The sequence below is a fragment of the Mesorhizobium sp. M8A.F.Ca.ET.202.01.1.1 genome, from assembly GCF_004791595.1.
In the GTDB taxonomy this organism is placed as follows: Bacteria; Pseudomonadota; Alphaproteobacteria; order Rhizobiales; family Rhizobiaceae; genus Mesorhizobium.
In genome coordinates, this window is sequence record NZ_SRUN01000002.1 from 286,335 (window position 1) to 308,136 (window position 21,802).

A 21,802-nucleotide genomic window follows, 5' to 3' on the forward strand; every position below is an offset into this window, starting at 1 on the left:
GCCGCCCGATTTCGCGCGACGCCTTCAATCCTGTTGACGCCAGCGCCTTCGGCCGGCGAGTGCGGGTCAGTTGGCGGCGCCGCACAGTTGCGACGTCGTCAATCCCGGCGGCACGTCTTCGGTGGGGCCAAATCCATACTTTGCCATGATGGTGGCGATGGTGCCGCTCGACATGACTTTCGCCAGACCCTGATTGTAGAGATCGCGGAGATCGCCATCGTCCTTCCTGAACGCGATCGCGATATAGCTGATCGACTTCTCACTCGTCGTGAAAGGGCTGGCGCGCTCGAGATCGGGGCTCTTGTTGCCGGCCAGCAGCCCGATCACCGTCGGGGAAGAGAACACCGCGGCATCGATGCGGCCGGCGCGCAGTGCGGCGATGTTGGTCTCGATGTCGGGGAACTGCAGGATGCGGTCCTGCGGCACGCCCTCGGCGATGGCATTCGTGATGACATTGCTGCCGCGGCCGCCGCCCATGATCACCTCGGATTTCTTGGCAAGATCCGCATAGCTGTGGATCGCCTTGGGGTTGCCGGTGAGCACGATCGCCGCGTCGTCGGACCTCAGGTCGGGAGCGCCGAAGGCGACCTGCTGGCATCGCGGTGGCGTTATCGACAGACCGGACGCGACGGCATCGAAACGCCCGGCCATCAGGCCCGGGATCAAGGCGCCGAACTCGGTGACCTCGAAGTCGACCTGCTTGACGCCGAGATCGGCGAACGCAGCTCTGAGCAGGTCCGGGTGCCAGCCGAGCAATTCGCCGGTTCCCTCCTTCTTGTAGCCCCATGGCGCACGGTTATGGATGCCGATGACGATCCTGCCTTCCTTCAAGACGCGTTCTTTTGTCGTCTCCGCCATTGCCGGCAACACGGATCCGACAATGGCGGCATAAGCGATGCAGGCCAGGCCAATGGCGGCCGATCGGGCTCGAAATTTCATCGGTGCAGTCCTCCCGTGAGATTGAGTTGTTGCGTGCAGGCGTTCCGCCTCAGCCGCGCGACGCTACGTTTGAAGATGGCAGTCCGTCAATATAGATGTATAAAATATGTACGAAATATTGCGAATTCAGCAATGAGAGGCTCTCGCTCGTGGAGGGAATCCGTTTGTTCGTGAGTTGCGATTGGGTCGATGGTGGAATTCGCGGCGTTGATCTACGCGGCCTGTTGCGTATTTCCTCCAGGGTGGCCGTTGCCAACCCTGAAGGCGACGAAACGCCCTCCAAAGGGCTCCCGCGCAATCGTGACAAGGCAGCCTCGCTCTTCGGCACTTTTCAACAAGGTGCTCACCAACAAGGAACTGCTGCCGACATCGGAGCATAAACTCTACAGCCTGCGGCACACTTTCGAGGATCGGCTGACGGCAGTTGAGGCGCCGGAGGAAGCAATCGCTCCCTTGATGGGCCGCAAATGCGTGCGGCCGAAATACGCGCCGCACCATCCTTGGCGCAGAAGCGCCTGTGTGGCTTCAAAGAATCGCCTCGATTCGACCCGCGAGTATCAGACTGATGGAAACGTAGGGTTTATCGTCTTCTTGTTTGTCATCTGCCAGCTTGCTCTGAGGACCATTTGACCCGTTTCGCCAGGAATTCGGCGAAAGGCTTTACATTCATCCCAACGCTAGCCTGTTCAAGCCCAGCGAGGTATGCCTTCCGGTCCTCCACTCTCACCACTGTCCAGGGATAGCCGCCTGATGCCAGCATGGCATTCATCAGAAAGCGGGCCACGCGTCCGTTTCCGTCAGGATAAGGGTGAACATAGCCGAGAAGCCAATGCCCCAGAACAGCGCGAACGGCCGGGTCTACTTCGGCTTCCAGTAGATCGAATAGCGCATCCATGCCGTCGAGTACCGCCTCCACACGCGGCGGTACGTGAGATGACCCCTTGAGATACACAGGGTGGTTTCGATAACCGGCGAGCGCGCTCGCTTTCAATATGCCTGCACTCACTGAGGGCGCGAAGAGCTCCCTATACCATTCCCGATGCACATCCCTTGTCAGGTTACTCGCGGGTGCGCCGTCGATAATCGCGGCAACCGCATCCTTGACCTTTTGGAACGCCTGATAGTAGCCGCGGGCGGCCAGCGCATCGCGGTTCTTTCGATCTGCTTCATCGATCTCTGGATTCCAGCCGCCATCGCGCACGCGGTCGATCAGTTCTGGCGTAACGGTGTAGCCTTCGATCGACAACGAATGATAGGCATCGCTCTCATAAATATCTTCCACGAATTTCATGTAGCTATCCTTGTCGGACGGCAGCCCGGGTGCTTTCGGGAAAATTTCAGCCACCGCATCGCGCTGTGATTCCCAGATGGCGTGGAGCCTTGTCACGATCGGTGGCGCGCCTGACGTGATGGCAGTAACGCCGACCTGCCCGTCGAAAGGATCGGACTCTCGAATGTCATAGCTTGCAGCCTTGAACGCGCCGACGATCTCGTCAGAGAAGGCATCGCGCCCTATGCGCCGAAACGCGCCGGCAAGCCGCCCGGCGATAGACGAATGGCCTCCATCGAGCAAAAGCCCTAGCACGCCTGAAACACTGCGTAATGAAGCCATAGCAACCTGGGCTTCGATTGGGTAACGCTGGAAAAATGCCTCGGGCACACGGACGAGGGCGGCATTGACGGGAAACAGGCGCAATCCGTTCTTCTCCGTCAGGTTTTCAGGCATATCCTTGATTTTGAGGTCGTATAGCGATGTGCCAAACAGCAGGCCGATTTTATTGTTGCCTCCGTAAGGGCTGCTGATCACCACCTGCGGTGGGATCGCAGTAGCCTCTGCGTGCAGGAGCAATGATTGCTCGGGAGAAAGGTACCACGCCTTCCCGAAACGCTCGTTGCAATACATCGCGCAAAACTCCCAGAAGCTGGCATACCAAGGCGTCGTGTCTTGCTCCTGCGCTTGTGGTCCGGTGGACATCAACCACCCTTTGATCACCTCACGGAGGAATCCGTTTTGGAGTAGGCGCTCACGATGGACCCGGGTGATCTCTTGAGATTTGAAAATGCGGCGCCCTCCTGCCTGCAGGCCTTGAAGGATGGCGAGGGATTCCGCGAGTTTTTCGTGAGGCTTAGCCATGGCTGTGCCCTTGCAAGTTTCTTGTGCCGTTCAAACGCAAGTATATAGAGCTGTGTTATTGCAAGTCAATTGTGCTGTGCAAAGGCAAGTTTTTGATGGTGTTTTATCGCAAGTTTTTGACACGAAATAGCCGAAAAAATCTTAAATCTCAATGAGATATATGGATATATCGCTGCCGGCGTCACCATGAAAAACCGGATTTGTGGGAGGCGGCTACAAAGCTTACGTTCCATGATGGCAACAGGGATTCGCAACATCGAGCTTACCGGCATCGGTTCACATTTGCCTTTCGGAACAAATATCATATCGACCCGACAGGCCGCCCCATCCCATCACAGTGAGGTCGCGATGGCCCTAAGGGACTTTCTGTCAAAGAATATGAGCTTGCTTTCGTCGAGCACAATGTGAGTTCCGTACCGACAACCTGACCGTCGCAGACTACCCGATCGGTTAGATAGGCAGCACTTCCGAGCGCTTAACCTGGCCAAGCGCGAAGCTGCTTTCGATCGAAGCGATGTTGTCCAGCCGCGTCAGCTTGTCCTTGATGAACCGCTCATAGGCCTCGAGGTCGCGCACCACGATGCGCATCAGGTAATCCCGCTGGCCGGTCATCAGATAGCAGTCGACCACCTCCGGCCAGCGCAGCACCGCCTGGGAGAAGCGGTCGAGATCGTCCTCGCGTTGCCGTTCAAGCTTGATCGACGCGAAAGCGCTGATCGGCAGGCCGAGCTTCTTCTGGTCGAGGATCACGGTATAACCTTTGATGACGCCGGCGCTCTCCAGGAGCCTCACGCGCCGGGCGCAAGGTGAAGGCGAAAGACCGACGGCTTCAGCGAGGTCGTTCGTTGTCGCCTTTGCGTTCTTCTGCAGCGCGGCGATGATTTTAAGGTCGATTGCATCGAGCGTCGGATTTGGCACGTTTCCCTCGTCTGGGCGTCATTGTTGGCTGGATCAGCCAATATCATCGATAGGATTACATAAGAATAGCCACTTTTGAGAGACGTTGGCTGCTATCGTTGAGCCGATTTCACGGGAGCCGACGATGACGATCCTTTCCGAACTTGAACGCAAGGTTCTGTGGCTGGCTGTTTGGATGATCCATCATGCCAATCATGTTCGCGGGTCGGAGGACGGCCTCAAGGTGGGCGGACATCAGGCGTCCTCGGCGTCCGCCTCGACCTTGATGACGGCGCTCTACTTCCAGATCCTCAGGCCTGAAGACCGCGTTGCCGTCAAGCCGCATGCCAGCCCGGTTTTCCATGCCATCCAGTATCTGTTCGGCAGGCAGACGCTCGAGCAGCTGCAGAATTTTCGCGGCTATCGCGGCGCGCAGTCCTACCCGTCACGAACCAAGGATATCGACGATGTCGATTTCTCGACCGGGTCGGTCGGACTGGGCGTGGCGCAGACCCTGTTCTCCTCCCTGGTCCAGGATTATGTCAGGGCAAAAGGCTGGAATGCGGACCAGCCGGAAGGCCGGATGATCGCCCTTCTCGGCGACGCCGAAATGGATGAAGGCAACATCTTCGAGGCTCTTCTCGAAGGCTGGAAGCACGGCCTGCGCAACACTTGGTGGATCGTCGACTACAACAGGCAAAGCCTTGATGCGGTGGTGCGCGAAGGCCTGTGGCAGCGCTTCGAGTCCATCTTTCGCAACTTCGGCTGGGATGTGGTGATCCTGAAACATGGGACATTGCAACAGGCGGCCTTCGAGGAAGAGGGCGGCGAAAAGCTGCGGTCCTGGATCGATGCATGCCCCAATCAGCTCTATTCCGCGCTGGCCTTCCAGGGCGGCGGCGCATGGCGCCGGCGCCTTCTGGACGACCTTGGTGATCAGGGACCGGTCACCCGCCTGATCGAGAAGCGCAGCGACGAAGACCTTGCCGCCTTGATGGCAAATCTCGGCGGCCATGATCTGGCAAGCATCGTCGATGCCTTTGAGGCAGCGCGCGGGCATGATCGTCCGACGTGCTTCATCGCCTACACGATCAAGGGCTTCGGCCTGCCGCTCGCCGGCCACAAGGACAATCACGCCGGATTGATGACACCGGCGCAAGTCGACGCGCTGCGGCAAGGCATGGGTGTCGGCCAGGGGCGTGAATGGGAGATGTTCGAGGGCCTTGCATACGATGAGGCCGCGATCCGGTCCTATCTGGCGTCGTCGCCTTTCGCCCAGGCAGCCACCCGTCGCCATAAAGCCCCAGCCGTACCCGTGCCGGCACAGATACCTTGGAGCGCACAGGTCTCGATGTCGACACAACAAGGTTTCGGCCTTTTGATGCACGAGATCGCAAAATCAAACAGCGATTTTGCCAAGCGTGTCGTCACCACGTCTCCCGACGTCACGGTCTCGACCAATCTTGGCGCCTGGGTGAACAAGCGCGGTCTGTTCGCGCGCGCTGGTCGGGCAGACATTTTCCGAGAGGAGCGCATACCCTCCACCTTCAACTGGACATTCTCGCCGTCGGGACAGCACATCGAACTTGGCATCTCCGAGATGAACCTTTTCACGATGCTTTCGGCGCTGGGTCTGTCGCACTCGCTCAACGGCCAACGTCTGCTTCCAGTCGGAACCCTCTACGATCCGTTCATCGAGCGTGGCCTCGATGCGCTCAACTATGCCTGCTATCAGGATGCACGCTTTATCCTGGCGGCGACGCCTTCCGGTGTGACGCTGGCGCCCGAGGGAGGCGCGCATCAGTCGATCGCCACGCCGCTGATCGGCATGGCGCAGGATGGGCTGGCGACGTTCGAGCCGGCCTATGTCGATGAGCTGGCCGTCATCCTGCGTTGGGCATTCGACTATATGCAGCGTTCCGGCGAGGCCGAGCCCGACGACCATAGCTGGCTGCGCGATCAGACTGGAGGTTCGGTCTACCTCAGGCTCTCGACGCGGTCGATCGAGCAACCGACGCGCCAGGCCAAGGGACCGCCCGCGCGCGACATCGTGGATGGCGCCTACTGGCTGCGCAAACCAGGGCCGAACGCCGAAGTGGTCATCGCCTTTTCGGGGGCGGTCGCGCCGGAGGCAGTGCAGGCACTGGGGCTGATGGCCGGCGACCGGCGCGATGTCGGGCTTCTGGCCGTGACCTCGGCAGATCGATTGAACGCTGGCTGGTCAGCCGCGAGCCGGGCGCGCCAGTATGGCAATCCGGGTGCCACCAGTCATGTTGAGCGCCTGCTGGCCGGTCTTCCGGCCTCCTGCGCCATCGTGACGGTGTTGGACGGGCATCCCGCGACGCTGGCCTGGCTGGGGTCGGTTTATGGCCACCGCACGCGCGCCCTCGGCGTCGAGCATTTTGGCCAGACCGGCACGATCGCGGATCTCTACCGGCACTACGGGATCGATGCGCAAGGGATCATGGCAGCAGTGCAATCGGTTTCGGCAGGCCGGCCGCTTCGGCACCTGGGCTCCGCCGCCTGACGAACCCATCACGCATCGCTCGATAGGACGCTGTCAATACCGGAATTCCTTGAGGGCAGGTACCAGCTGTCGGCGCCATCCTCCCGCGCTTCGAGAAAGCGTGGGGGAGGAGAAATGGCTGGGACCGGCGATCTTACGAGGCATGAAACGCTGCGGTCGACGGTGGGTACGGCAGCGGCGATTGCGCATCACGGCGAACTCATCCAGGGCGTCTTCAAGGATGATGGCGGGCGCCTGCATCGCGGGCTCGTCACGCTGCCGCTTGCCGGGTTGAGATCGGAGGCGAGCTTTGCCAGGAGCGACGGCGATGCGATCGTTGTCCACCCCGATCACAAGGTCAAGGCGGCGACCGCCGCGCGGCTCACGCTCGAATTCCTGAAGGTCGACGGCGGTGGCGTGCTGACGCTCCAAAGCTCGATCCCTGTGGGGCACGGCTACGGCTCATCGACTGCGGACGTCGTCGCTTCCATTCGCGCAGTCGCCGCAGCGCTCAATATCCACCTGCGGCCGTCGAGCATCGGTCGTCTCGCCGTTGCCGCTGAGCGCGCCAGCGACGCCATCGCCTTCGACGACCACGCGGTGCTGTTCGCGCAACGAGAAGGCACGGTGATCGAGAATTTCGGAGGCTCCCTGCCGCCGCTGCTTCTGGTCGGCTTCAAGGCAAATGACGGGGTTCCGGTCGACACATTGCAGCTGCCACCGGCGCGCTACGACAGTGCCGAAATCCAGGAATTCGGCGTGCTTCGGGCGATGGTGGCACGGGCGGTTCGTCTTCAGGATCCCAATCTTCTCGGACGCGCCGCATCGGCAAGCGCCGTGATCAGTCAACGGCACCTGCCGAAACAGGGGTTAGACGAGATCGCCGAAATTGCCAGGAGAACCGGGGCCTGCGGCGTGCAAGTCGCCCATAGCGGCTCGCTGTTTGGTCTGATTTTCGATCTGTTCACACCCAATCTGAAGCGTCGGGCGGCCTTGGTCGCGCAGCAGATAAGGCGTGCCGGCTTCAAGGACGTTGAAGTCCATCACGTCAATGCGGAGGGTTGGACATGGTAAGCCTCGACGTGGACTATTTCAGGGACCTTGAGACCCCGCGCCTTGCGCGCCTGGCACCAAATCTCGTCGCCGCTGCGTTCCCGCTGATGAAACTCATGCCGGCCCGCTACATTCTGGATCGGGCAGCGTCTAATAGGGAACTGAAGGCAGGCTCCCACATTGTCGAGACCACGTCGGGCACATTTGGCATGGCGGTGGCGCTGCTGGCGGCGGCGCGTGACTATCGCCTTACGCTCGTCACCGCTTCAACGCTGATCGATGCCAAATACAAAGCCCGCCTGGAGCGCATCGGCGCCACGGTTATCGCCCTTGACGATCCGCGCGGCGACGGCAATCAGCCAGGCCGGCTGGAGCGCCTCCAGGAAATCCTGGCCAACGAGCCGGACGGCTTCTGGACACGCCAATACGACAGTCCGGGCAACTGGCTTGCGTATGCACGGCTGGCCGAACTCTTCATCCGGGCGATCGGCAAGGTCGACTGCCTGGTCGGCTGCGTCGGTACGGGCGGCTCGCTCTGCGGCACCGCGTCTTTTTTGCGAACGGTCTTTCCGCATCTGACGGTGTTTGCCGTCGATACCCATCGCAGCATCCTGTTTGGACAGCCCGTCGGCAAACGCATGCTGCGGGGCCTGGGCAACAGCGTTCTGCCGAAAAATGTCAGGCATGAGCTCGTCGACGAGATCCATTGGGTTGGCGCCTATCCGGCGTACAGGACCGCGCATCGTTTGCTGCGCGAGCACGGCCTCTTCATGGGGCCGACCAGCGGCGCCGCCGCGTTGGTGGCGCAATGGGTTGCAACGACCCTTCCGGATGCGCAAGTGGCGGTCATCATGCCTGACGAAGGCCATCGCCATGCCGAGACCGTCTACAATGACGACTGGCTTGCGGCTCTGCCTGGCTGGCCCTGCAAGGAACTGGCCGAGCCAAGGACTCTGACCACCATCGCACCGGCCGCGGAGACGCAATGGACGCGCTTTCTTTGGCTGCGTCGCAGTCTCGACGATGTGCTGAAAACGCAGGCAGCAAACGAGGTGCCACCGTCTGTCGGCGCGCCGGAAAATCTATGAGACGAGATCAAGCCCGCTTTTGTCGAGCCAGCGCCAGGTATCTTCCGTCGTCTGGAACACCTGATCGTGTTCGTTCGATCCGGCGGACCGATCGAGGTCCTTGAGGCCGCTGGCTGTCACGACGGCCACGACACGGTCTGTGGCTGCGATGACACCTTGGTCCTTCAATGTCGATATCGCCATCAGCGGCGTGACCGACGCCAGTTCGGCAAAGATCCCTTCGTCCCGCGCAAGGCGCTCCTGCATCGCGATCAGGCCGTGATTGCTGACGGGGACGGCGTGCCCGCCGGATTCTCGCAGCGCCTTCAGCGCCTGAAAGGTGCTGCGCGGCGTGCCGATCGATACGGCAAGGCTGTCGAAAAGCATCTTGCGTTCACTCAACGCGTCGGCGCCGCTGGCCAGAGCGTCCGCCAGCGACCCATGCACCTCCGCCGCGACGAGACGAGGCAGGCGCGTGATCGACCCTTGCGCGAACAGCTCGCAAAAGCCAGCCCACACACCGGACAAGGCATCGCCGTAGCAGACGGGCAGGACGCACCAGTCTGGCGCCATGCCATCCGATTGCTCGACGATCTCATAGGCGATCGTCTTATAGCCCTCGATGCCGAGTGGATGGCTGCCGACGACCGGACCGTGATAGGGCGATGCGATGAACCAGTCGTAACGGGCCGCTGCCTGTTCAAGCAGCGACCATCGGTCCATTTTGCTGACCAAGGGCAGGACCGTCGCACCATATTTGCGGATCTGCGCCAACATCGCGCCGGCCGATCCCGCGAAAGTGGTGACGACGCATTTGAGGCCGGCTCGGGCAGCGTAGGCCGCCAGCGAAGCGCCGGCGTTCCCCGACGAGGCGGTGGCGACGACTTTAGAACCACGTGCGCGCGCCACGCTGACCGCGATGGTCGAGAAGCGGTCCTTGTGCGACCAGGTCGGATTTCTGCCTTCATCCTTGATTGCTAGATCCGGCACGCCGAGAAACGCGCCGATGCGCGGCGTGGCAAGCAACGGCGTCAGACCCTCGCCGAGGCTCACCGCCTCGGCTTCTGTGCAAGGCAGCATATGCGCAAAACGCCAGAGCGAGCGCGAGCTGGTGGCGCCGGTTAAAGGGTGAGGCTGCGGAGTTGCATAGACGGGCGCAAGATTTGCCGGCGCGGTGTCTTGGCAGCGCGCGCATCCCCTGGAGTCGATGGTGACTTCGGCGGGGTAGGAAGCGCCGCATCGGATGCAGACGAATTCCAGGACCCGGCTTTTGTCCATCCCGGGACGGCTGATCTCGCCTGAGGAATGCACGGACATATCGTGCGCGAGGTCGCGAAACGGCCGGCTCGTCATGGCTATTCCTTGTCCAGGAAACGATGAATTCGCATGTTGTTTCAAACAGTCCGCAGCACGGCTGTCAATGCGGAATGTGCACTATAGTGTGTCGCACCATAGTGCGCGCCGTAGCATCCCTTGTTTGATGAAACTTCGCGGCGTTTTTGGTCTGAACGTGCAGCGGCTTCGAAGAGAGAGAAAACTCTCTCAGGAGCAGTTGTCTTTCGTTTCGGGCCGCACGCGCGCCTATATCAGCAGCGTCGAGGCCGGGCGGCGCAACGCCACGCTGGATACAGTCGAAATTCTGGCCAAGGCGTTGAATGTCGAACCACAAGAGTTGGTTTCAGCGAGCCCGGCAAACAAGCGAGCTATTCGGGTGACGAAGCAGGCGACTTCAAAGTTGAATGGATGAAGCCGCACGTCCTCGATGCAGTACTGGTAAGATTTTCACTTATCTCGTCTTTGTGATACGCGATTGACTCCTTTAGTGTACATTCGATGCTTGTCCCATTGAAGATGGTGTCTAGACAGCCATAGGTTGTTCCGCGGGGTAGGGCCTGACTGTGGTTGAGGTCTACCGATGGAGAACGAAACTGTTATCGACCTTTTTGCGGCGATCACGAAGATCGACACCGCGCGGTCGGCTGATGCAATCCTTCAGGCGTTCCGCTTAGCCATGGAGCGCTACGGATTGCGCAATTTTCTGATCACCGGACTGCCTGTGCCGCACGGTACGGACTGGCAGCGTGAGATCCTTGCTGATGGCTGGTCTCCTGAATGGCATCGTCGCTATGTCACCGAGGAATATTTCTTGCACGATCCTTGTGTCGCCCAGTGCCGGCACTCGCCGGAGCCTTTCCGATGGGGCGAGCTGCCGTCCGCAAGGCTGGTTGCACGCGCGACGCTGGTGATGGACGAGGCGGCCGAGTTCGGGATGAAAGAAGGTATCTGCGTCCCGATTCATGTCCCATTGGCCGGGCCCGGCGTCGTCACGATGGCGAGTGACCGGATGGACGTTCCGCCAAGCGCCATGCCCCTTATCGAAACGCTTTGCGTGCACACCTTTCGCAGCCTCTCAGGGCTCGGAACGCCCGGCGATGGCGATGAGCCCACGCCCTTGACGGCGCGCGAGCGCGAACTCCTGGAGTGGAGCGCACAAGGCAAATCCACAGAGGATATCGCTTGTATCCTCGGTGTTACCAGGAACACGGTTGAAAGCCATCAGCGCAACATTCGAGCAAAGCTCGACGCGATCAATGTCGCGCACGCCATCGTCAAGGCGCTGCGACGGCAGGAAATCCAGATTTAGCAATACCTGAATACCGTCATACGTACCGCAAGTTCATTTTCCTACGACCCTCCGCCTGGAGGCGTCATGGTTCGTATGCATCTGGTCACTTGGGATAACAGGAAGCGCTACCGGAAAGTTCTGGAACGCTACTTTCGGATACGGTACGAGATTTACGTCAAGCAGAGGCGTTGGCGCGACGTCGCACGGCCCATCAACATCGAGATCGACGCCTTCGACAACGAGCATACGCTTTATGTTCTCGCGCTTGACACCAACGGCAAGATCGTAGGCGGCTCCCGTCTCTTGCCGACGCTGGAGCCGCATCTCATGAGCGAGGTCTTCCCGGGTCTCGCCGGCGGCAGGCCTCCGAGAGCAGCTGGAATCTTCGAATGGACGCGTTTCTTCGTCGTTCCATCGCTTCGCACACAAGGCGCCCCGTCGCCGATCGCCGGCATTGTTCTTTGCGGCCTGCTCGAGACCGCGCAAAGCCTTGGGATTCGACAGATCAGCGTGGTTTGCGAGACATTCTGGCCAAAACGGCTGCGCGCGCTTGGCTGGACGCTGATCGAGCTCGGCGAAGCTCTTGAACATCCCGACGGCGATATCATCGCGCTGCTGATCGATGTCACGCCCGAGGCTGTTGAACAGACGCGCCGCGCTTACGGCATCAGCGGCGTCATACTTGCCGACAACATCTAGGCTCATAACCAGGCACTTGCGGAAAGCCCGCGAGGCGTCGATCGTCAGGGTATATTGTCATCGCGCCCATTTGCGCGGTAGTCAGCCTTATGATGTGTCGAATCCGGTTGATGGACTCATGAAGCCGCTGGTCCTGATCTCCTCGAAGGACCCGGATTTTTTCCTGGTTTTCGGCCACATACTGTCGGTAGCTGGCTTCGAGATTCAACTGATTACGGGAGACCGGGAAATCGCACGCGCCATCGAGGCGGCATCCCCGCTTGCCGTGATCATGGACTGCCATCCAGGCGACCGTGCAGTGGTCAAACAGTGCGCCTGGCTGAAGTCTGGCGCTGCGACCAAAGGGACTCCGGTCGTGAGCCTGGTTGCCCCGCGTTCTGGCAAGCTGCATCTCGACTTGATCAAGGCTGGCGTCGACGAGATATTTTCGCGGCCGTTCGCCCCCGAACAGCTTCTGGCCTGGCTGCATGGCAAAGCGGGCCTTGCGAAGCTATCGCGCGAAACGGACTCGGGTGATTTGGTTCAGGGCGATTTCCGGCTGGAGCGGCAGACCCACCGGACATTCTTCCGGCAAAAGGAAATCGTGATGCCACCGATCGAGTTCAAGCTTTTGCGCAGCCTTATGGCGCGGCCTGGCAAGGTCTTCAGCCGCGAGGAACTGGTCGCGACCGCGTGGCCTGAACATGCCGCCGCAACCGACGTGCGGGGCGTCGACGTTCATATAGCCAGGCTGCGCAAAAGGCTTCGGGCGTCCGTGGGAACCGATGTGATCCGGACGGTCCGCTCGGCTGGCTACGCCTTCGCGCCGGAGTGGTGACGTGCTCGGCAATTCCGGCATGTGGCGCGCTTGCGCGCCGATTGCCGGCACGCGGGGTCCACACGCGTCGGCTCTCAATGGCTCAAGATGGTATCCAGGAACAGCCGGGCGCGTGGGTGAGCGGCCGCTGAGAAAAAGTCTTTGGACGAGGCATGCTCGAGGATGCGGCCGTCGTCCATGAAAACGATCTCATCCGCGACTTCGCGTGCGAAGCCCATCTCGTGCGTCACGCAGACCATGGTCATGCCGCTTCCCGCCAGCGCGATCATGACGTCGAGGACTTCCTTGATCATTTCCGGGTCGAGCGCCGAGGTGGGTTCGTCGAACAGCATGATGCGGGGATTGAGGCAAAGCGCGCGCGCGATCGCCACCCGTTGTTGTTGACCGCCCGAGAGCTGGGCCGGGTAGGCCTGCGCCTTTTCGGGGATGTGCACCGCTGTCAGATGCTGCATGGCGATCTCTTCGGCCTCCCGTGCCGGTTTCAGGAGAACCCGGCGCAGCGCCAGCGTGCAGTTGGCGAGCACGGTGAGGTGCGGAAACAGGTTGAAGCTCTGAAATACCATGCCTGTCTGCCGGCGCGCCTTCGTGGTATCGCGGCCATCCTTGTCCAGAATTGCTGCTTCGAACTGAATCGTTCCCTTCTGGAAAGGCTCGAGACCGTTGATGCAGCGGATCAAGGTCGACTTGCCGGAACCGGACGGTCCGCAAACGACGATCCGTGCGCCCGCTCCTACCGTCAGATCGATGTCTTTCAAAACCTGCAGGGCGCCGAACCATTTGTTGAGGCCGTCGATCCGGACGTGAGGAATGGATTGAACGGCCGGGACGGGATGTGGGGCTTGAGCGAGCATCAGCGACGTCCAACTGCAAGCAGGCGCTGCTCGACGCGTTTCACGCCATAAGAGATGAGCAAGGCCAAGGCGAGAAACAGTATGCCGGCAATCGTCAGCGGCTCCGCGTATCGATAGGTCTCGGACGCGATATCGAAGGCGCGCCCGAGCATTTCGGGCACGGCCAGAATCGCGAGATAAGGCGTCGCCTTGAGGATCGAAACAAGATAGTTGCCCAGCGGTGCGGCGACGTTGCGCAACATCTGCGGCGCGATGACGAACACGACCGTGTCGCGGCGGCTAAGCGACAAGGCTCTGGCCGCTTCCTGCTGGCCTTTCGGGATCGCGTCGATGCCCGCTTTGAACACCTCCGCCAGATAGCCGCTGTAGTACAGGCTCAGCCCCAGTATGCCGACAGTCATGGAGCCAAGCTTGATCCCGTAGAAGGGCAGGACGAAATACAGGAAATAGAGCCAGGCCAGAACCGGCGTCGAGCGGATGAAGTCGATCAGGAAGCGGACGGCGAGACCAGTCGCACCGCCGCCGCGGCGGATCATCTCGAAAGTGAAGCCAAGCACTGATGCGCCGAGGCAACTCAAGACCGTTGCGAGCAGGGTCGTTCCGATCGCCCCGATGATCGTTGGGACGGTCGATAGTGCGAAATCGAAGTTAAATCCCACGCGGCGTTCCTCTTTCAGGATTGACCCGCGCCTCGAGCCAGCGGCCGGCAAGTGCGATCGGATAACAGACGACGAAGAAGGCCAGCAGCAGCGCCGAATAGATCGTTACCGGGTCGTAGTCGGTCTGCGCGATTTCCTTGGCGCGGAAGGTCATGTCCGTCAGCGTGACCAGCGAGACGAGGGAAGTCGCCTTGACGAGCTGGATAAGGTTGTTGACGAAGGTCGGGCTCATCGCGACCAGCGCCTGCGGCAGCTCGATCAGGAGCAGGATCGCCGGGCGCGGGAGGCCGAGCGCCATGCCGGCCTCGCGTTGGCCGGCAGGCACAGACTGCAGCCCGGCGCGAACCGCCTGGCTGGCATAGCCGCCGGTGTTGAGACCGAGCACCAATGCACTGACGGTCAGCGCCGACAGAGTGACCCCCATCACCGGCAGCACGTAATAAAAGAAGAAGAGCAGGACGACGACCGCTGAGCTGCGCCAGAATTCGATCACGGCGGTAACCAGAAAGCGCGTCATGCCGGTGGTCAAAAACTGCGCGACGCCGAAGACGAGCGCGAAGGGGATCGCAAAGACCAGGCCATAGGCGGTGACCTCTGCGGTGATGCCCAGCCCTTGCAGAATGCCCAGCCAGATCTCGAGCATGCTCACGGGGTGCCACCATTCTTTGTTGAGGCGGGCGGCGACGATGTCAGTATAGTGTCGGCGTACCTGAGGAGGGCGGTTTTGCGCTGAGAAATCGCGCCCTCCGGACCGGACCTCATGACACCCTCCGCTCCGTGGAAAGAACGATGCCTGTAGGAGCAGGCCATCGGTGGTTCCCTCATAAACCCGGCAGGAGTCGCGTGTCAATAAAGATGTACTTATTATTGACAAAGTTCATATTATGTCGCCGCGGCCAGCGGCGCCGCCGTTGGCCGGTAATTGCACGCTACGCTACGATGACGGCTGAAACCCGTTGAATCGGCCCGCTTCAGGGCTGTTTTGATCGTCCCCGACCGGGCGTTGTTTGACGCGCTCCCGGCTTGAACGGGGACAGGATGGCCATCTCGCACAATGATACCGAGGGACGCGCGCGCAGCTCGCGCATGCTCCGCACCGCGCTCGGACCCGCCATCGCCCGATTTCTCGACGATCCCGCGATCGTTGAAATCATGATGAACCCGGATGGCCGGATCTGGGTGGATCGGCTTTCGGAAGGTCTGGCCGATACGGGGGAAATGCTGACGCCTGCCGCTGGCGAGCGGATTGTGCGCCTGGTCGCCCATCATGTCGGCGCCGAGGTCCATTCCCGTTCCCCGCGTGTCTCCGCTGAGTTGCCGCAAGCCGGCGAGCGTTTCGAGGGCTTGTTGCCGCCCGTCGTCGCAGCACCCGCCTTCGCGATCCGCAAACCCGCCGTCGCCGTGTTCAGCCTCGATGACTACGTCGCGGCAGGCATAATGTCGGCCGGTCAGGCCGCGATATTGCGCGCCGCGGTTGCCGGTCGCGCGAACATCCTTGTCGCTGGCGGCACGTCGACTGGCAAGACCACCCTCACCAACGCGCTGCTCGCCGAAGTGGCGAAAGGGATGGATCGGGTCGTCATTATCGAGGACACCCGCGAACTGCAGTGCGCCGCGCCCAACCTCGTCGCGATGCGCACCAAGGATGGCGTCGCCACGCTCGCTGACCTGGTTCGCTCTTCGCTGCGCCTGCGGCCCGATCGCATTCCCATAGGCGAGGTGCGCGGCTCCGAGGCCCTCGACCTCTTGAAGGCATGGGGAACCGGGCACCCCGGCGGCATCGGCACCCTTCATGCGGGCTCCGGCATCGGCGCCCTGCGCCGCCTGGAGCAGCTTATCCAGGAAGCCGTCGTCACTGTCCCGCGGGCGTTGATCGCCGACACGATCGGCATCGTCGCCGTCCTGTCGGGACGTGGCGCCGCGCGACGGCTGAGCGAACTCGTCCGGGTCGAGGGCCTGGGTCCCGACGGCGATTATCGCATTGCTGAAGCCACACCGATCAACCCAGGAGAAACCCCATGATCCGCCTCCTTGCACGCTGCCACTGCCACCTGGCCGCGGGGGCCACCGCCCTTGCTGTCAATCTCCTGGTCGCGTCGAGCGCCCATGCGTCAGGCTCCTCGATGCCGTGGGAACAGCCACTCGAAAAGATCCTGCAGTCGGTCGAAGGACCGGTCTCCAAGATCATGGCCGTCATCATCATCATCGTCACCGGCCTGACGCTGGCCTTCGGCGACAGTTCGGGCGGTTTCAGGCGGCTCATCCAGATCGTTTTTGGCCTCTCGATCGCCTTTGCGGCATCGAGTTTCTTCCTGTCGTTCTTCTCGTTCGGCGGCGGAGCGTTGATCTGATGACAACCGCTCTTGAACAACTCGACGCGGTGCCGGGGTGGACGGTGCCCGTCCACCGGGCGCTGACGGAGCAGATCCTGCTCGGCGGCGCGCCACGCGCAATCGCGATCCTGAATGGCACGCTGGCGGGCGCTGTCGGCCTTGGGCTGCGGCTGTGGCTGGTCGGTCTCCTCGTCTGGGCAATCGGACATCTCACGGCGGTATGGGCCGCCAGGCGCGATCCGCTGTTTTTCGAGGTTGGGCGCAGGCACCTGCGGCTGCCTGGACATCTTTTGGTTTGAGGGCGCCGCCATGATGAGCCTTGCCGAATACCGCCGGACCGCTGCTCGCCTTGCCGACTATCTGCCTTGGGCAGCACTCGTCGCGCCGGGCGTCGTGCTTAACAAGGATGGCAGCTTTCAGCGCACAGCGCGGTTTCGCGGCCCCGATCTCGACTCCGCCGTCGCGGCCGAGCTGGTTGCGGTGGCGTCGCGCATCAACAATGCCCTTCGTCGCCTCGGCTCGGGCTGGAGCGTCTTTGTCGAAGCGCAGCGGCACGAAGCCGCCTCCTATCCCGAGAGCCAGTTTCACAATGCGGCCTCCAGCCTGCTCGATGCCGAGCGCAAAGCCGATTTTGACGAGGAGGGGGTTCATTTCGTATCGAGCTACTTTCTTACATTCCTGTTTTTGCCACCGCCCGAAGACGCCACACGTGCCGAGGGGTGGCTTTATGAGGGTCGCGACCAGTCGGACGCGGATCCGGGCGAGATCGTGCGCGCCTTTGTCGACCGGACGGAGCGCGTACTGTCCCTGCTCGACGGGTTCATGCCGGAATGCCACTGGCTCGATGACGGCGAAACGCTCACCTACCTGCATTCGACGATCTCGACCAAACGCCATAAGGTTCGTGTTCCCGAGACGCCGATCTATCTCGATACACTGCTGGCCGATGAACCGCTCGCCGGCGGGCTCGAGCCGCGACTTGGCGACAAGCATCTTCGTGTGCTCTCGATTGTCGGCTTCCCGACCGCCACGACACCCGGCCTGCTTGATGACCTTAATCGGCTGGCCTTCCCCTACCGCTGGTCGACCCGCGCGATCCTGCTCGACAAGGTCGACGCTGTCCGCCTGTTGACCAGGATACGGCGGCAATGGTTTGCAAAGCGCAAGAGCATCGCCTCGATCCTCAAGGAGGTGATGACCAACGAAGCGTCAGCCCTCCTCGACACCGACGCCGCCAACAAGGCGGCCGACGCCGACACGGCGTTGCAGGAGCTCGGCGCCGACATGGCGGGCATGGCCTATGTCACCGCGACCGTCGCCATATGGGATTACGACCCGCGCGTGGCCGACGAGAAATTACGGCTTGTCGAGAAGGTCATCCAGGGCCGCGACTTCACGGCGATTGCCGAGACAGTCAACGCCGTCGACGCCTGGCTCGGTTCCTTGCCCGGGCACGCCTACGGCAACGTCCGTCAGCCTCCCATCTCAACGCTCAATCTCGCCCACATGATGCCGCTGTCCGCCGTGTGGGCGGGGCCGGAACGGGACGAGCATCTGGTCAGTCCTCCCTTGCTTTACGGCAAGACCGAAGGCTCGACCCCGTTCCGGTTGGTCCTTCATGTCGGCGACGTCGGTCATACGCTGGTCGTCGGCCCCACTGGCGCTGGCAAGTCGGTGCTGCTCGCGCTGATGGCGCTGCAGTTCTGCCGCTACCGCAACGCTCAGATATTCGCCTTCGACTTCGGTGGCTCTATCCGCGCCGCGGCACTCGCCATGGGTGGCGACTGGCACGATCTCGGGGGGCAGCTCACCGAAGGCGTGGACGCCTCCGTTTCGCTGCAGCCGCTCGCCCGGGTTCATGACACATACGAGCGCGCCTGGGCGGCTGACTGGATCGTCGCGATCCTGATGCGCGAGGGCATCCAGATCACCCCCGACGCAAAGGAGCATATCTGGGCGGCGCTGACGTCGCTTGCCTCGGCTCCCGTCGAGGAGCGCACCATCACTGGGCTCAGTGTGCTCTTGCAAGCCAATGACCTGAAACAGGCATTGCGCCCATACTGTGTCGGAGGCGCTCACGGCCGATTGCTCGACGCCGAGGCCGAACACCTCGGCCAGGCATCCGTGCAGGCCTTCGAGATCGAAGGGCTGGTGGGCACGCAAGCCGCGCCGGCTGTCCTGTCCTATCTGTTCCATCGCATCGGCGACCGGCTCGACGGGCGTCCAACGCTGCTCATCATCGACGAAGGCTGGCTTGCCCTCGATGACGAGGGGTTTGCCGGGCAGTTGCGCGAGTGGCTGAAGACGCTGCGCAAGAAGAACGCCAGCGTCGTCTTCGCCACCCAGTCACTTGCCGATATCGACAATTCGACCATTGCGCCGGCGATCATCGAAAGCTGTCCAACCCGGCTGCTGTTGCCCAATGAGCGCGCGGTTGAGCCACAGATTACCGCCATCTATCGGCGCTTCGGCCTGAACGACCGCCAGATCGAAATCCTGGCACGAGCGACACCCAAACGCGACTACTACTGCCAGTCCCGTCGCGGCAACCGTCTCTTCGAGCTCGGCCTGTCCGCGGTCGGGCTGGCACTTTGCGCCGCGTCCTCGAAGAGCGATCAGGCCCTGATCGGCAGCATCATCGCCGAGCATGGCCGCGAGGGCTTCCTGGCGGCCTGGCTGCGTGCCCGTGACGTCGGCTGGGCCGCCGACCTCATTCCCAACCTCATCTTTCCCGAACCTGAAGAGGATTCCCAACCATGACTGTTCATCAAAGCCGACCGCGCGTCATCTTTCTGGTCGTGGCGATGCTTGCCGCGCCGGTCGCCATCTCACCGATGATGACCGCGCCAGCTTATGCCTTCATCGTGTTTGATCCATCGAACTATTCCCAGAATGTTCTGACGGCCGCGCGGTCGCTGCAGCAGATAACAAACCAGATCACCTCGCTGCAGAACCAGGCCCAGATGCTGATCAACCAGGCGCGCAACCTGGCGAGCCTGCCTTTGTCCTCGCTGCAGCAACTGCAGCAGTCGGTGCAACGCACGCAACAGCTTCTTGGCCAAGCACAAAACATCGCCTTCGACGTCCAGCAGGTCGACAAGGCCTTTCAGCAGCAATATGGCAGCGTCTCGCTCTCCGCATCCGACCAGGATCTCGTCACGGACGCGCGCTCGCGCTGGCAAAACACGGTGGGCGGCCTTCAGGACGCGATGCGCATCCAGGCGGGCGTCGTTGGAAACATCGAGACCGGCCGCGCGCAGATGTCGGCGCTGGTCGGCGCCAGTCAATCGGCGACGGGAGCGCTGCAGGCGACGCAAGCTGGCAATCAGCTGCTTGCGCTCCAGGGCCAGCAGCTCGCGGACCTGACCGCTGTGGTCGCCGCCAACGGCCGCGCCCAGGCTCTAAGTGAGGCCGAACGTGCCGCCGCGGTCGATCAGGGCCGCGAGCAACGCCGCCGCTTCCTGGCGCCAGGCTCCGGCTACGAGGCCGGCTCGGCCCAGATGTTCAACCGCTGAGATCGAAGGCCATGGACGGCAACACGCTCGCTCGCATTGTAGCTGTCATCTTTGTCGCGGCCGCCGTTACGGCGGCCGCGCTCGGTACGAGCCGGAAGGAGACCAGGCCGGCGGGCGAGCGCGCGTACACAACCGCAGGCTTGATGCCGAACCCGCTTCGCGATGGTCTGCGCCGCTGCCAGGTCCTCGGTGAGGCTGCCCTGCGTGACGATGGATGCCCGCGGCTGTGGGCCGAACAGCGCGATCGCTTCCTCGGTCTCAAAGAGCCGTCGGGGCGCTCGATAGGCGAGCCTGACGCGCCGGATGCTGTCCTGCACGAGGCCCGATAGATATGGGCAATACCGGTGTCATCGACCAGTTCCTGGCCACCTTCACCCGCTACATCGACAGCGGTTTCGGCCTGCTCGGCGGCGAGGTCGCCTTCGTCGCCACCACGCTGATCGTCATCGACGTGACGCTTGCCGCGCTCTTCTGGAGCTGGGCCGCTGATGACGACATTCTTGCTCGGCTCGTCAAGAAGACACTCTTCGTCGGTGTCTTCGCCTATCTGATATCCAACTGGAACGGTCTCGCTCAAATCGTATTCGAGAGTTTCTCCGGTCTTGGTCTGAAGGCGAGTGGAACCGGTTTCTCGGCACAGGACCTGCTGCACCCCGGCAAGGTGGCGCAAACCGGTCTCGATGCGGGACGACCATTGCTTGAGGCGATCTCCGGTTTGATGGGCTACGTCTCCTTCTTTGAAAACTTCATCCAGATCGCTTGCCTGCTCTTTGCCTGGGCGCTCGTCCTGCTCGCCTTCTTCATCTTGGCGGTGCAGCTCTTTGTGACGCTGATCGAGTTCAAGCTGGCGACGCTGGCCGGCTTCGTGCTGATCCCCTTCGGTCTCTTCGGCAAGACGGCCTTCATGGCCGAGCGCGTGCTCGGCAACGTCATCTCGTCGGGCATCAAGGTTCTGGTGCTTGCCGTCGTCATCGGCATCGGATCGACGCTCTTCGGCGAATTCACCCAAGGCTTCGGCGGTGAGAGCCCCACCATCGACCAAGCCATGGCGATCGTATTGGCGGCGCTGTCGCTGCTTGGCCTCGGCATCTTCGGCCCCGGCATCGCCAACGGCCTCGTCTCGGGTGGACCGCAGCTCGGCGCGGGTGCGGCTGTCGGCACTGGCCTTGCCGCGGGGGGCATGGCGGTTGCGGGCCATGGCGCAGCCGGCCTGGCGGCGCGAGGTGGGACAGCCGCATTCTCCGGCGCGATGTCAGCCGCGCGTGGCGGGACGTCACTCGCTGGCGGCGCCTCGGCCGCTTATACGCTTGGCGCCACCGGCCAAGCTGGCGCGGCAGGCATCGCCTCCGGCTTGGGCGGCATTGCGCGTGCTGGCGCTGCGGCAGCCTCCTCTCCTCTCAAGCGCGCTGCCGCAAACACCGGTCAATCGTTTAAGTCCAGCTTCGCCTCCGGCGCCAGTTCGGCGGCTGAAATCCACGGCGGTTCGTCGACCACCATGGGAACGATCGGCGGCGCCGCGTTGTCAGCCGCGGCGCCTGCGTCCGGCGTGGGCAAGCCGTCCGCCGCCGACGGACAGCCGGAATGGGCCAGACGCTTGCAGCGCTCTCAACGCCTCTCTCATGGCGCCCAGACCGCCGCCCACGCGGTGCGTGCCGGCGACAGCCATGGCGGCGGAGCTTCGATTTCTCTTTCTGAAGGCAAATGAC

Annotated in this window: 22 protein-coding genes; 15 read left to right on the plus strand and 7 right to left on the minus strand. The window is 62.1% G+C overall.

Annotated elements, in window-relative coordinates:
• Window positions 1–66 precede the first annotated feature (66 nt).
• Window positions 67–939, minus strand: a complete 873-nt coding sequence (gene ehuB, locus EN845_RS06145; protein ID WP_135906833.1) for an ectoine/hydroxyectoine ABC transporter substrate-binding protein EhuB — start codon at window positions 937–939, stop codon at window positions 67–69.
• Between the two features lie 189 nt (window positions 940–1,128).
• On the opposite strand from ehuB, the gene EN845_RS06150 reads away from it, so the two are divergent.
• Complete coding sequence (locus EN845_RS06150; RefSeq protein ID WP_135906834.1) at window positions 1,129–1,569, plus strand: hypothetical protein; 441 nt, start codon at window positions 1,129–1,131, stop codon at window positions 1,567–1,569.
• Here the strand turns inward: EN845_RS06150 and EN845_RS06155 are convergent.
• Entirely contained in the window at window positions 1,538–3,073 is a 1,536-nt protein-coding gene (locus EN845_RS06155) for a Fic family protein (RefSeq protein ID WP_135906835.1), read from the minus strand. The genes EN845_RS06150 and EN845_RS06155 overlap by 32 nt on opposite strands.
• 450 nt (window positions 3,074–3,523) lie before the next feature.
• A complete protein-coding gene (locus EN845_RS06160) occupies window positions 3,524–3,991 on the minus strand; it encodes an Lrp/AsnC family transcriptional regulator (protein WP_135880891.1) in 468 nt (155 codons plus the stop codon).
• Window positions 3,992–4,115: 124 nt separating this feature from the next.
• On the opposite strand from EN845_RS06160, the gene EN845_RS06165 reads away from it, so the two are divergent.
• From EN845_RS06165 to EN845_RS06175, 3 genes are all read left to right on the plus strand, one after another.
• On the plus strand, window positions 4,116–6,497 hold the full coding sequence (locus EN845_RS06165; protein WP_135906836.1) for a transketolase: 2,382 nt from the start codon (window positions 4,116–4,118) through the stop codon (window positions 6,495–6,497).
• Between the two features lie 114 nt (window positions 6,498–6,611).
• Window positions 6,612–7,550, plus strand: coding sequence for a kinase (locus EN845_RS06170; RefSeq protein ID WP_135906837.1), 939 nt, complete (start codon window positions 6,612–6,614; stop codon window positions 7,548–7,550).
• Window positions 7,544–8,617 (plus strand): PLP-dependent cysteine synthase family protein, encoded by a 1,074-nt coding sequence (locus EN845_RS06175; RefSeq protein ID WP_135906838.1) that lies wholly within the window; start codon window positions 7,544–7,546, stop codon window positions 8,615–8,617. Before EN845_RS06170 ends, EN845_RS06175 begins: the two co-directional genes overlap by 7 nt.
• Here EN845_RS06175 and EN845_RS06180 read toward each other — a convergent pair.
• The gene (locus EN845_RS06180) at window positions 8,612–9,874 is read right to left on the minus strand and encodes a threonine synthase (protein WP_135907073.1); all 1,263 of its coding nucleotides are present in this window, start codon (window positions 9,872–9,874) and stop codon (window positions 8,612–8,614) included. The two genes, EN845_RS06175 and EN845_RS06180, sit on opposite strands and share 6 nt — an antisense overlap.
• 202 nt (window positions 9,875–10,076) lie before the next feature.
• On the opposite strand from EN845_RS06180, the gene EN845_RS06185 reads away from it, so the two are divergent.
• The 4 genes from EN845_RS06185 to EN845_RS06200 all read left to right on the plus strand — a co-directional run bounded on the left by EN845_RS06185 (window position 10,077) and on the right by EN845_RS06200 (window position 12,738).
• Window positions 10,077–10,343 carry a helix-turn-helix transcriptional regulator gene (locus EN845_RS06185; RefSeq protein ID WP_135906839.1) on the plus strand — a complete coding sequence of 89 codons (267 nt, stop codon included), beginning with the start codon at window positions 10,077–10,079 and terminating at the stop codon, window positions 10,341–10,343.
• Window positions 10,344–10,511: 168 nt separating this feature from the next.
• Window positions 10,512–11,240, plus strand: coding sequence for a LuxR family transcriptional regulator (locus EN845_RS06190; RefSeq protein ID WP_135880886.1), 729 nt, complete (start codon window positions 10,512–10,514; stop codon window positions 11,238–11,240).
• Window positions 11,241–11,306: 66 nt separating this feature from the next.
• On the plus strand, window positions 11,307–11,921 hold the full coding sequence (locus tag EN845_RS06195; protein WP_135880885.1) for an acyl-homoserine-lactone synthase: 615 nt from the start codon (window positions 11,307–11,309) through the stop codon (window positions 11,919–11,921).
• 16 nt (window positions 11,922–11,937) lie between these two features.
• Window positions 11,938–12,738, plus strand: coding sequence for a response regulator transcription factor (locus EN845_RS06200; RefSeq protein ID WP_245511646.1), 801 nt, complete (start codon window positions 11,938–11,940; stop codon window positions 12,736–12,738).
• A 74-nt stretch (window positions 12,739–12,812) separates the two neighbouring features.
• On the opposite strand, the gene EN845_RS06205 is transcribed toward EN845_RS06200, so the two are convergent.
• Genes EN845_RS06205 through EN845_RS06215 form a run of 3 tightly spaced genes read right to left on the minus strand, consistent with a single transcriptional unit; the run spans window position 12,813 to window position 14,897 of the window.
• The gene (locus EN845_RS06205; protein ID WP_135906841.1) at window positions 12,813–13,589 is read right to left on the minus strand and encodes an amino acid ABC transporter ATP-binding protein; all 777 of its coding nucleotides are present in this window, start codon (window positions 13,587–13,589) and stop codon (window positions 12,813–12,815) included.
• The gene (ehuD, locus tag EN845_RS06210; protein WP_135907074.1) at window positions 13,589–14,248 is read right to left on the minus strand and encodes an ectoine/hydroxyectoine ABC transporter permease subunit EhuD; all 660 of its coding nucleotides are present in this window, start codon (window positions 14,246–14,248) and stop codon (window positions 13,589–13,591) included. Before ehuD ends, EN845_RS06205 begins: the two co-directional genes overlap by 1 nt.
• On the minus strand, window positions 14,238–14,897 hold the full coding sequence (locus EN845_RS06215) for an amino acid ABC transporter permease (protein WP_135906842.1): 660 nt from the start codon (window positions 14,895–14,897) through the stop codon (window positions 14,238–14,240). Before EN845_RS06215 ends, ehuD begins: the two co-directional genes overlap by 11 nt.
• Before the next feature lie 389 nt (window positions 14,898–15,286).
• Here EN845_RS06215 and trbB point away from each other — a divergent pair, with 389 nt between their 5' ends.
• Genes trbB through trbL form a run of 7 tightly spaced genes read left to right on the plus strand, consistent with a single transcriptional unit; the run spans window position 15,287 to window position 21,801 of the window.
• A complete protein-coding gene (gene trbB, locus EN845_RS06220; protein WP_135906843.1) occupies window positions 15,287–16,270 on the plus strand; it encodes a P-type conjugative transfer ATPase TrbB in 984 nt (327 codons plus the stop codon).
• Window positions 16,267–16,599, plus strand: coding sequence for a TrbC/VirB2 family protein (locus EN845_RS06225; RefSeq protein WP_135906844.1), 333 nt, complete (start codon window positions 16,267–16,269; stop codon window positions 16,597–16,599). The genes trbB and EN845_RS06225 overlap by 4 nt, the downstream gene beginning before the upstream one ends.
• The gene (locus tag EN845_RS06230) at window positions 16,599–16,880 is read left to right on the plus strand and encodes a VirB3 family type IV secretion system protein (protein ID WP_135906845.1); all 282 of its coding nucleotides are present in this window, start codon (window positions 16,599–16,601) and stop codon (window positions 16,878–16,880) included. The genes EN845_RS06225 and EN845_RS06230 overlap by 1 nt, the downstream gene beginning before the upstream one ends.
• Window positions 16,881–16,890: 10 nt before the next feature.
• On the plus strand, window positions 16,891–19,341 hold the full coding sequence (gene trbE / locus EN845_RS06235) for a conjugal transfer protein TrbE (RefSeq protein ID WP_135906846.1): 2,451 nt from the start codon (window positions 16,891–16,893) through the stop codon (window positions 19,339–19,341).
• Entirely contained in the window at window positions 19,338–20,096 is a 759-nt protein-coding gene (gene trbJ, locus EN845_RS06240; RefSeq protein WP_135906847.1) for a P-type conjugative transfer protein TrbJ, read from the plus strand. The genes trbE and trbJ overlap by 4 nt, the downstream gene beginning before the upstream one ends.
• Window positions 20,097–20,107: 11 nt before the next feature.
• Entirely contained in the window at window positions 20,108–20,425 is a 318-nt protein-coding gene (gene trbK-alt / locus EN845_RS06245; RefSeq protein WP_135906848.1) for a putative entry exclusion protein TrbK-alt, read from the plus strand.
• Between the two features lie 2 nt (window positions 20,426–20,427).
• The gene (gene trbL, locus EN845_RS06250; protein ID WP_135906849.1) at window positions 20,428–21,801 is read left to right on the plus strand and encodes a P-type conjugative transfer protein TrbL; all 1,374 of its coding nucleotides are present in this window, start codon (window positions 20,428–20,430) and stop codon (window positions 21,799–21,801) included.
• Window position 21,802 lies beyond the last annotated feature (1 nt).

Coding starts and splice junctions, on each gene's coding strand:
- EN845_RS06165 (WP_135906836.1), top strand. CDS start 4,116: ATGACGATCCTTTCCGAACTTGAACGCAAGGTTCTGTGGCTGGCTGTT.
- trbE (WP_135906846.1), top strand. CDS start 16,891: ATGATGAGCCTTGCCGAATACCGCCGGACCGCTGCTCGCCTTGCCGAC.
- ehuB (WP_135906833.1), bottom strand. CDS start 939: ATGAAATTTCGAGCCCGATCGGCCGCCATTGGCCTGGCCTGCATCGCT.
- EN845_RS06170 (WP_135906837.1), top strand. CDS start 6,612: ATGGCTGGGACCGGCGATCTTACGAGGCATGAAACGCTGCGGTCGACG.
- trbK-alt (WP_135906848.1), top strand. CDS start 20,108: ATGGACGGCAACACGCTCGCTCGCATTGTAGCTGTCATCTTTGTCGCG.
- EN845_RS06225 (WP_135906844.1), top strand. CDS start 16,267: ATGATCCGCCTCCTTGCACGCTGCCACTGCCACCTGGCCGCGGGGGCC.
- EN845_RS06155 (WP_135906835.1), bottom strand. CDS start 3,073: ATGGCTAAGCCTCACGAAAAACTCGCGGAATCCCTCGCCATCCTTCAA.
- EN845_RS06150 (WP_135906834.1), top strand. CDS start 1,129: ATGGTGGAATTCGCGGCGTTGATCTACGCGGCCTGTTGCGTATTTCCT.
- trbJ (WP_135906847.1), top strand. CDS start 19,338: ATGACTGTTCATCAAAGCCGACCGCGCGTCATCTTTCTGGTCGTGGCG.
- EN845_RS06190 (WP_135880886.1), top strand. CDS start 10,512: ATGGAGAACGAAACTGTTATCGACCTTTTTGCGGCGATCACGAAGATC.
- trbL (WP_135906849.1), top strand. CDS start 20,428: ATGGGCAATACCGGTGTCATCGACCAGTTCCTGGCCACCTTCACCCGC.
- EN845_RS06180 (WP_135907073.1), bottom strand. CDS start 9,874: ATGGACAAAAGCCGGGTCCTGGAATTCGTCTGCATCCGATGCGGCGCT.
- EN845_RS06205 (WP_135906841.1), bottom strand. CDS start 13,589: ATGCTCGCTCAAGCCCCACATCCCGTCCCGGCCGTTCAATCCATTCCT.
- trbB (WP_135906843.1), top strand. CDS start 15,287: ATGGCCATCTCGCACAATGATACCGAGGGACGCGCGCGCAGCTCGCGC.
- EN845_RS06185 (WP_135906839.1), top strand. CDS start 10,077: ATGAAACTTCGCGGCGTTTTTGGTCTGAACGTGCAGCGGCTTCGAAGA.
- EN845_RS06230 (WP_135906845.1), top strand. CDS start 16,599: ATGACAACCGCTCTTGAACAACTCGACGCGGTGCCGGGGTGGACGGTG.
- EN845_RS06195 (WP_135880885.1), top strand. CDS start 11,307: ATGGTTCGTATGCATCTGGTCACTTGGGATAACAGGAAGCGCTACCGG.
- EN845_RS06175 (WP_135906838.1), top strand. CDS start 7,544: ATGGTAAGCCTCGACGTGGACTATTTCAGGGACCTTGAGACCCCGCGC.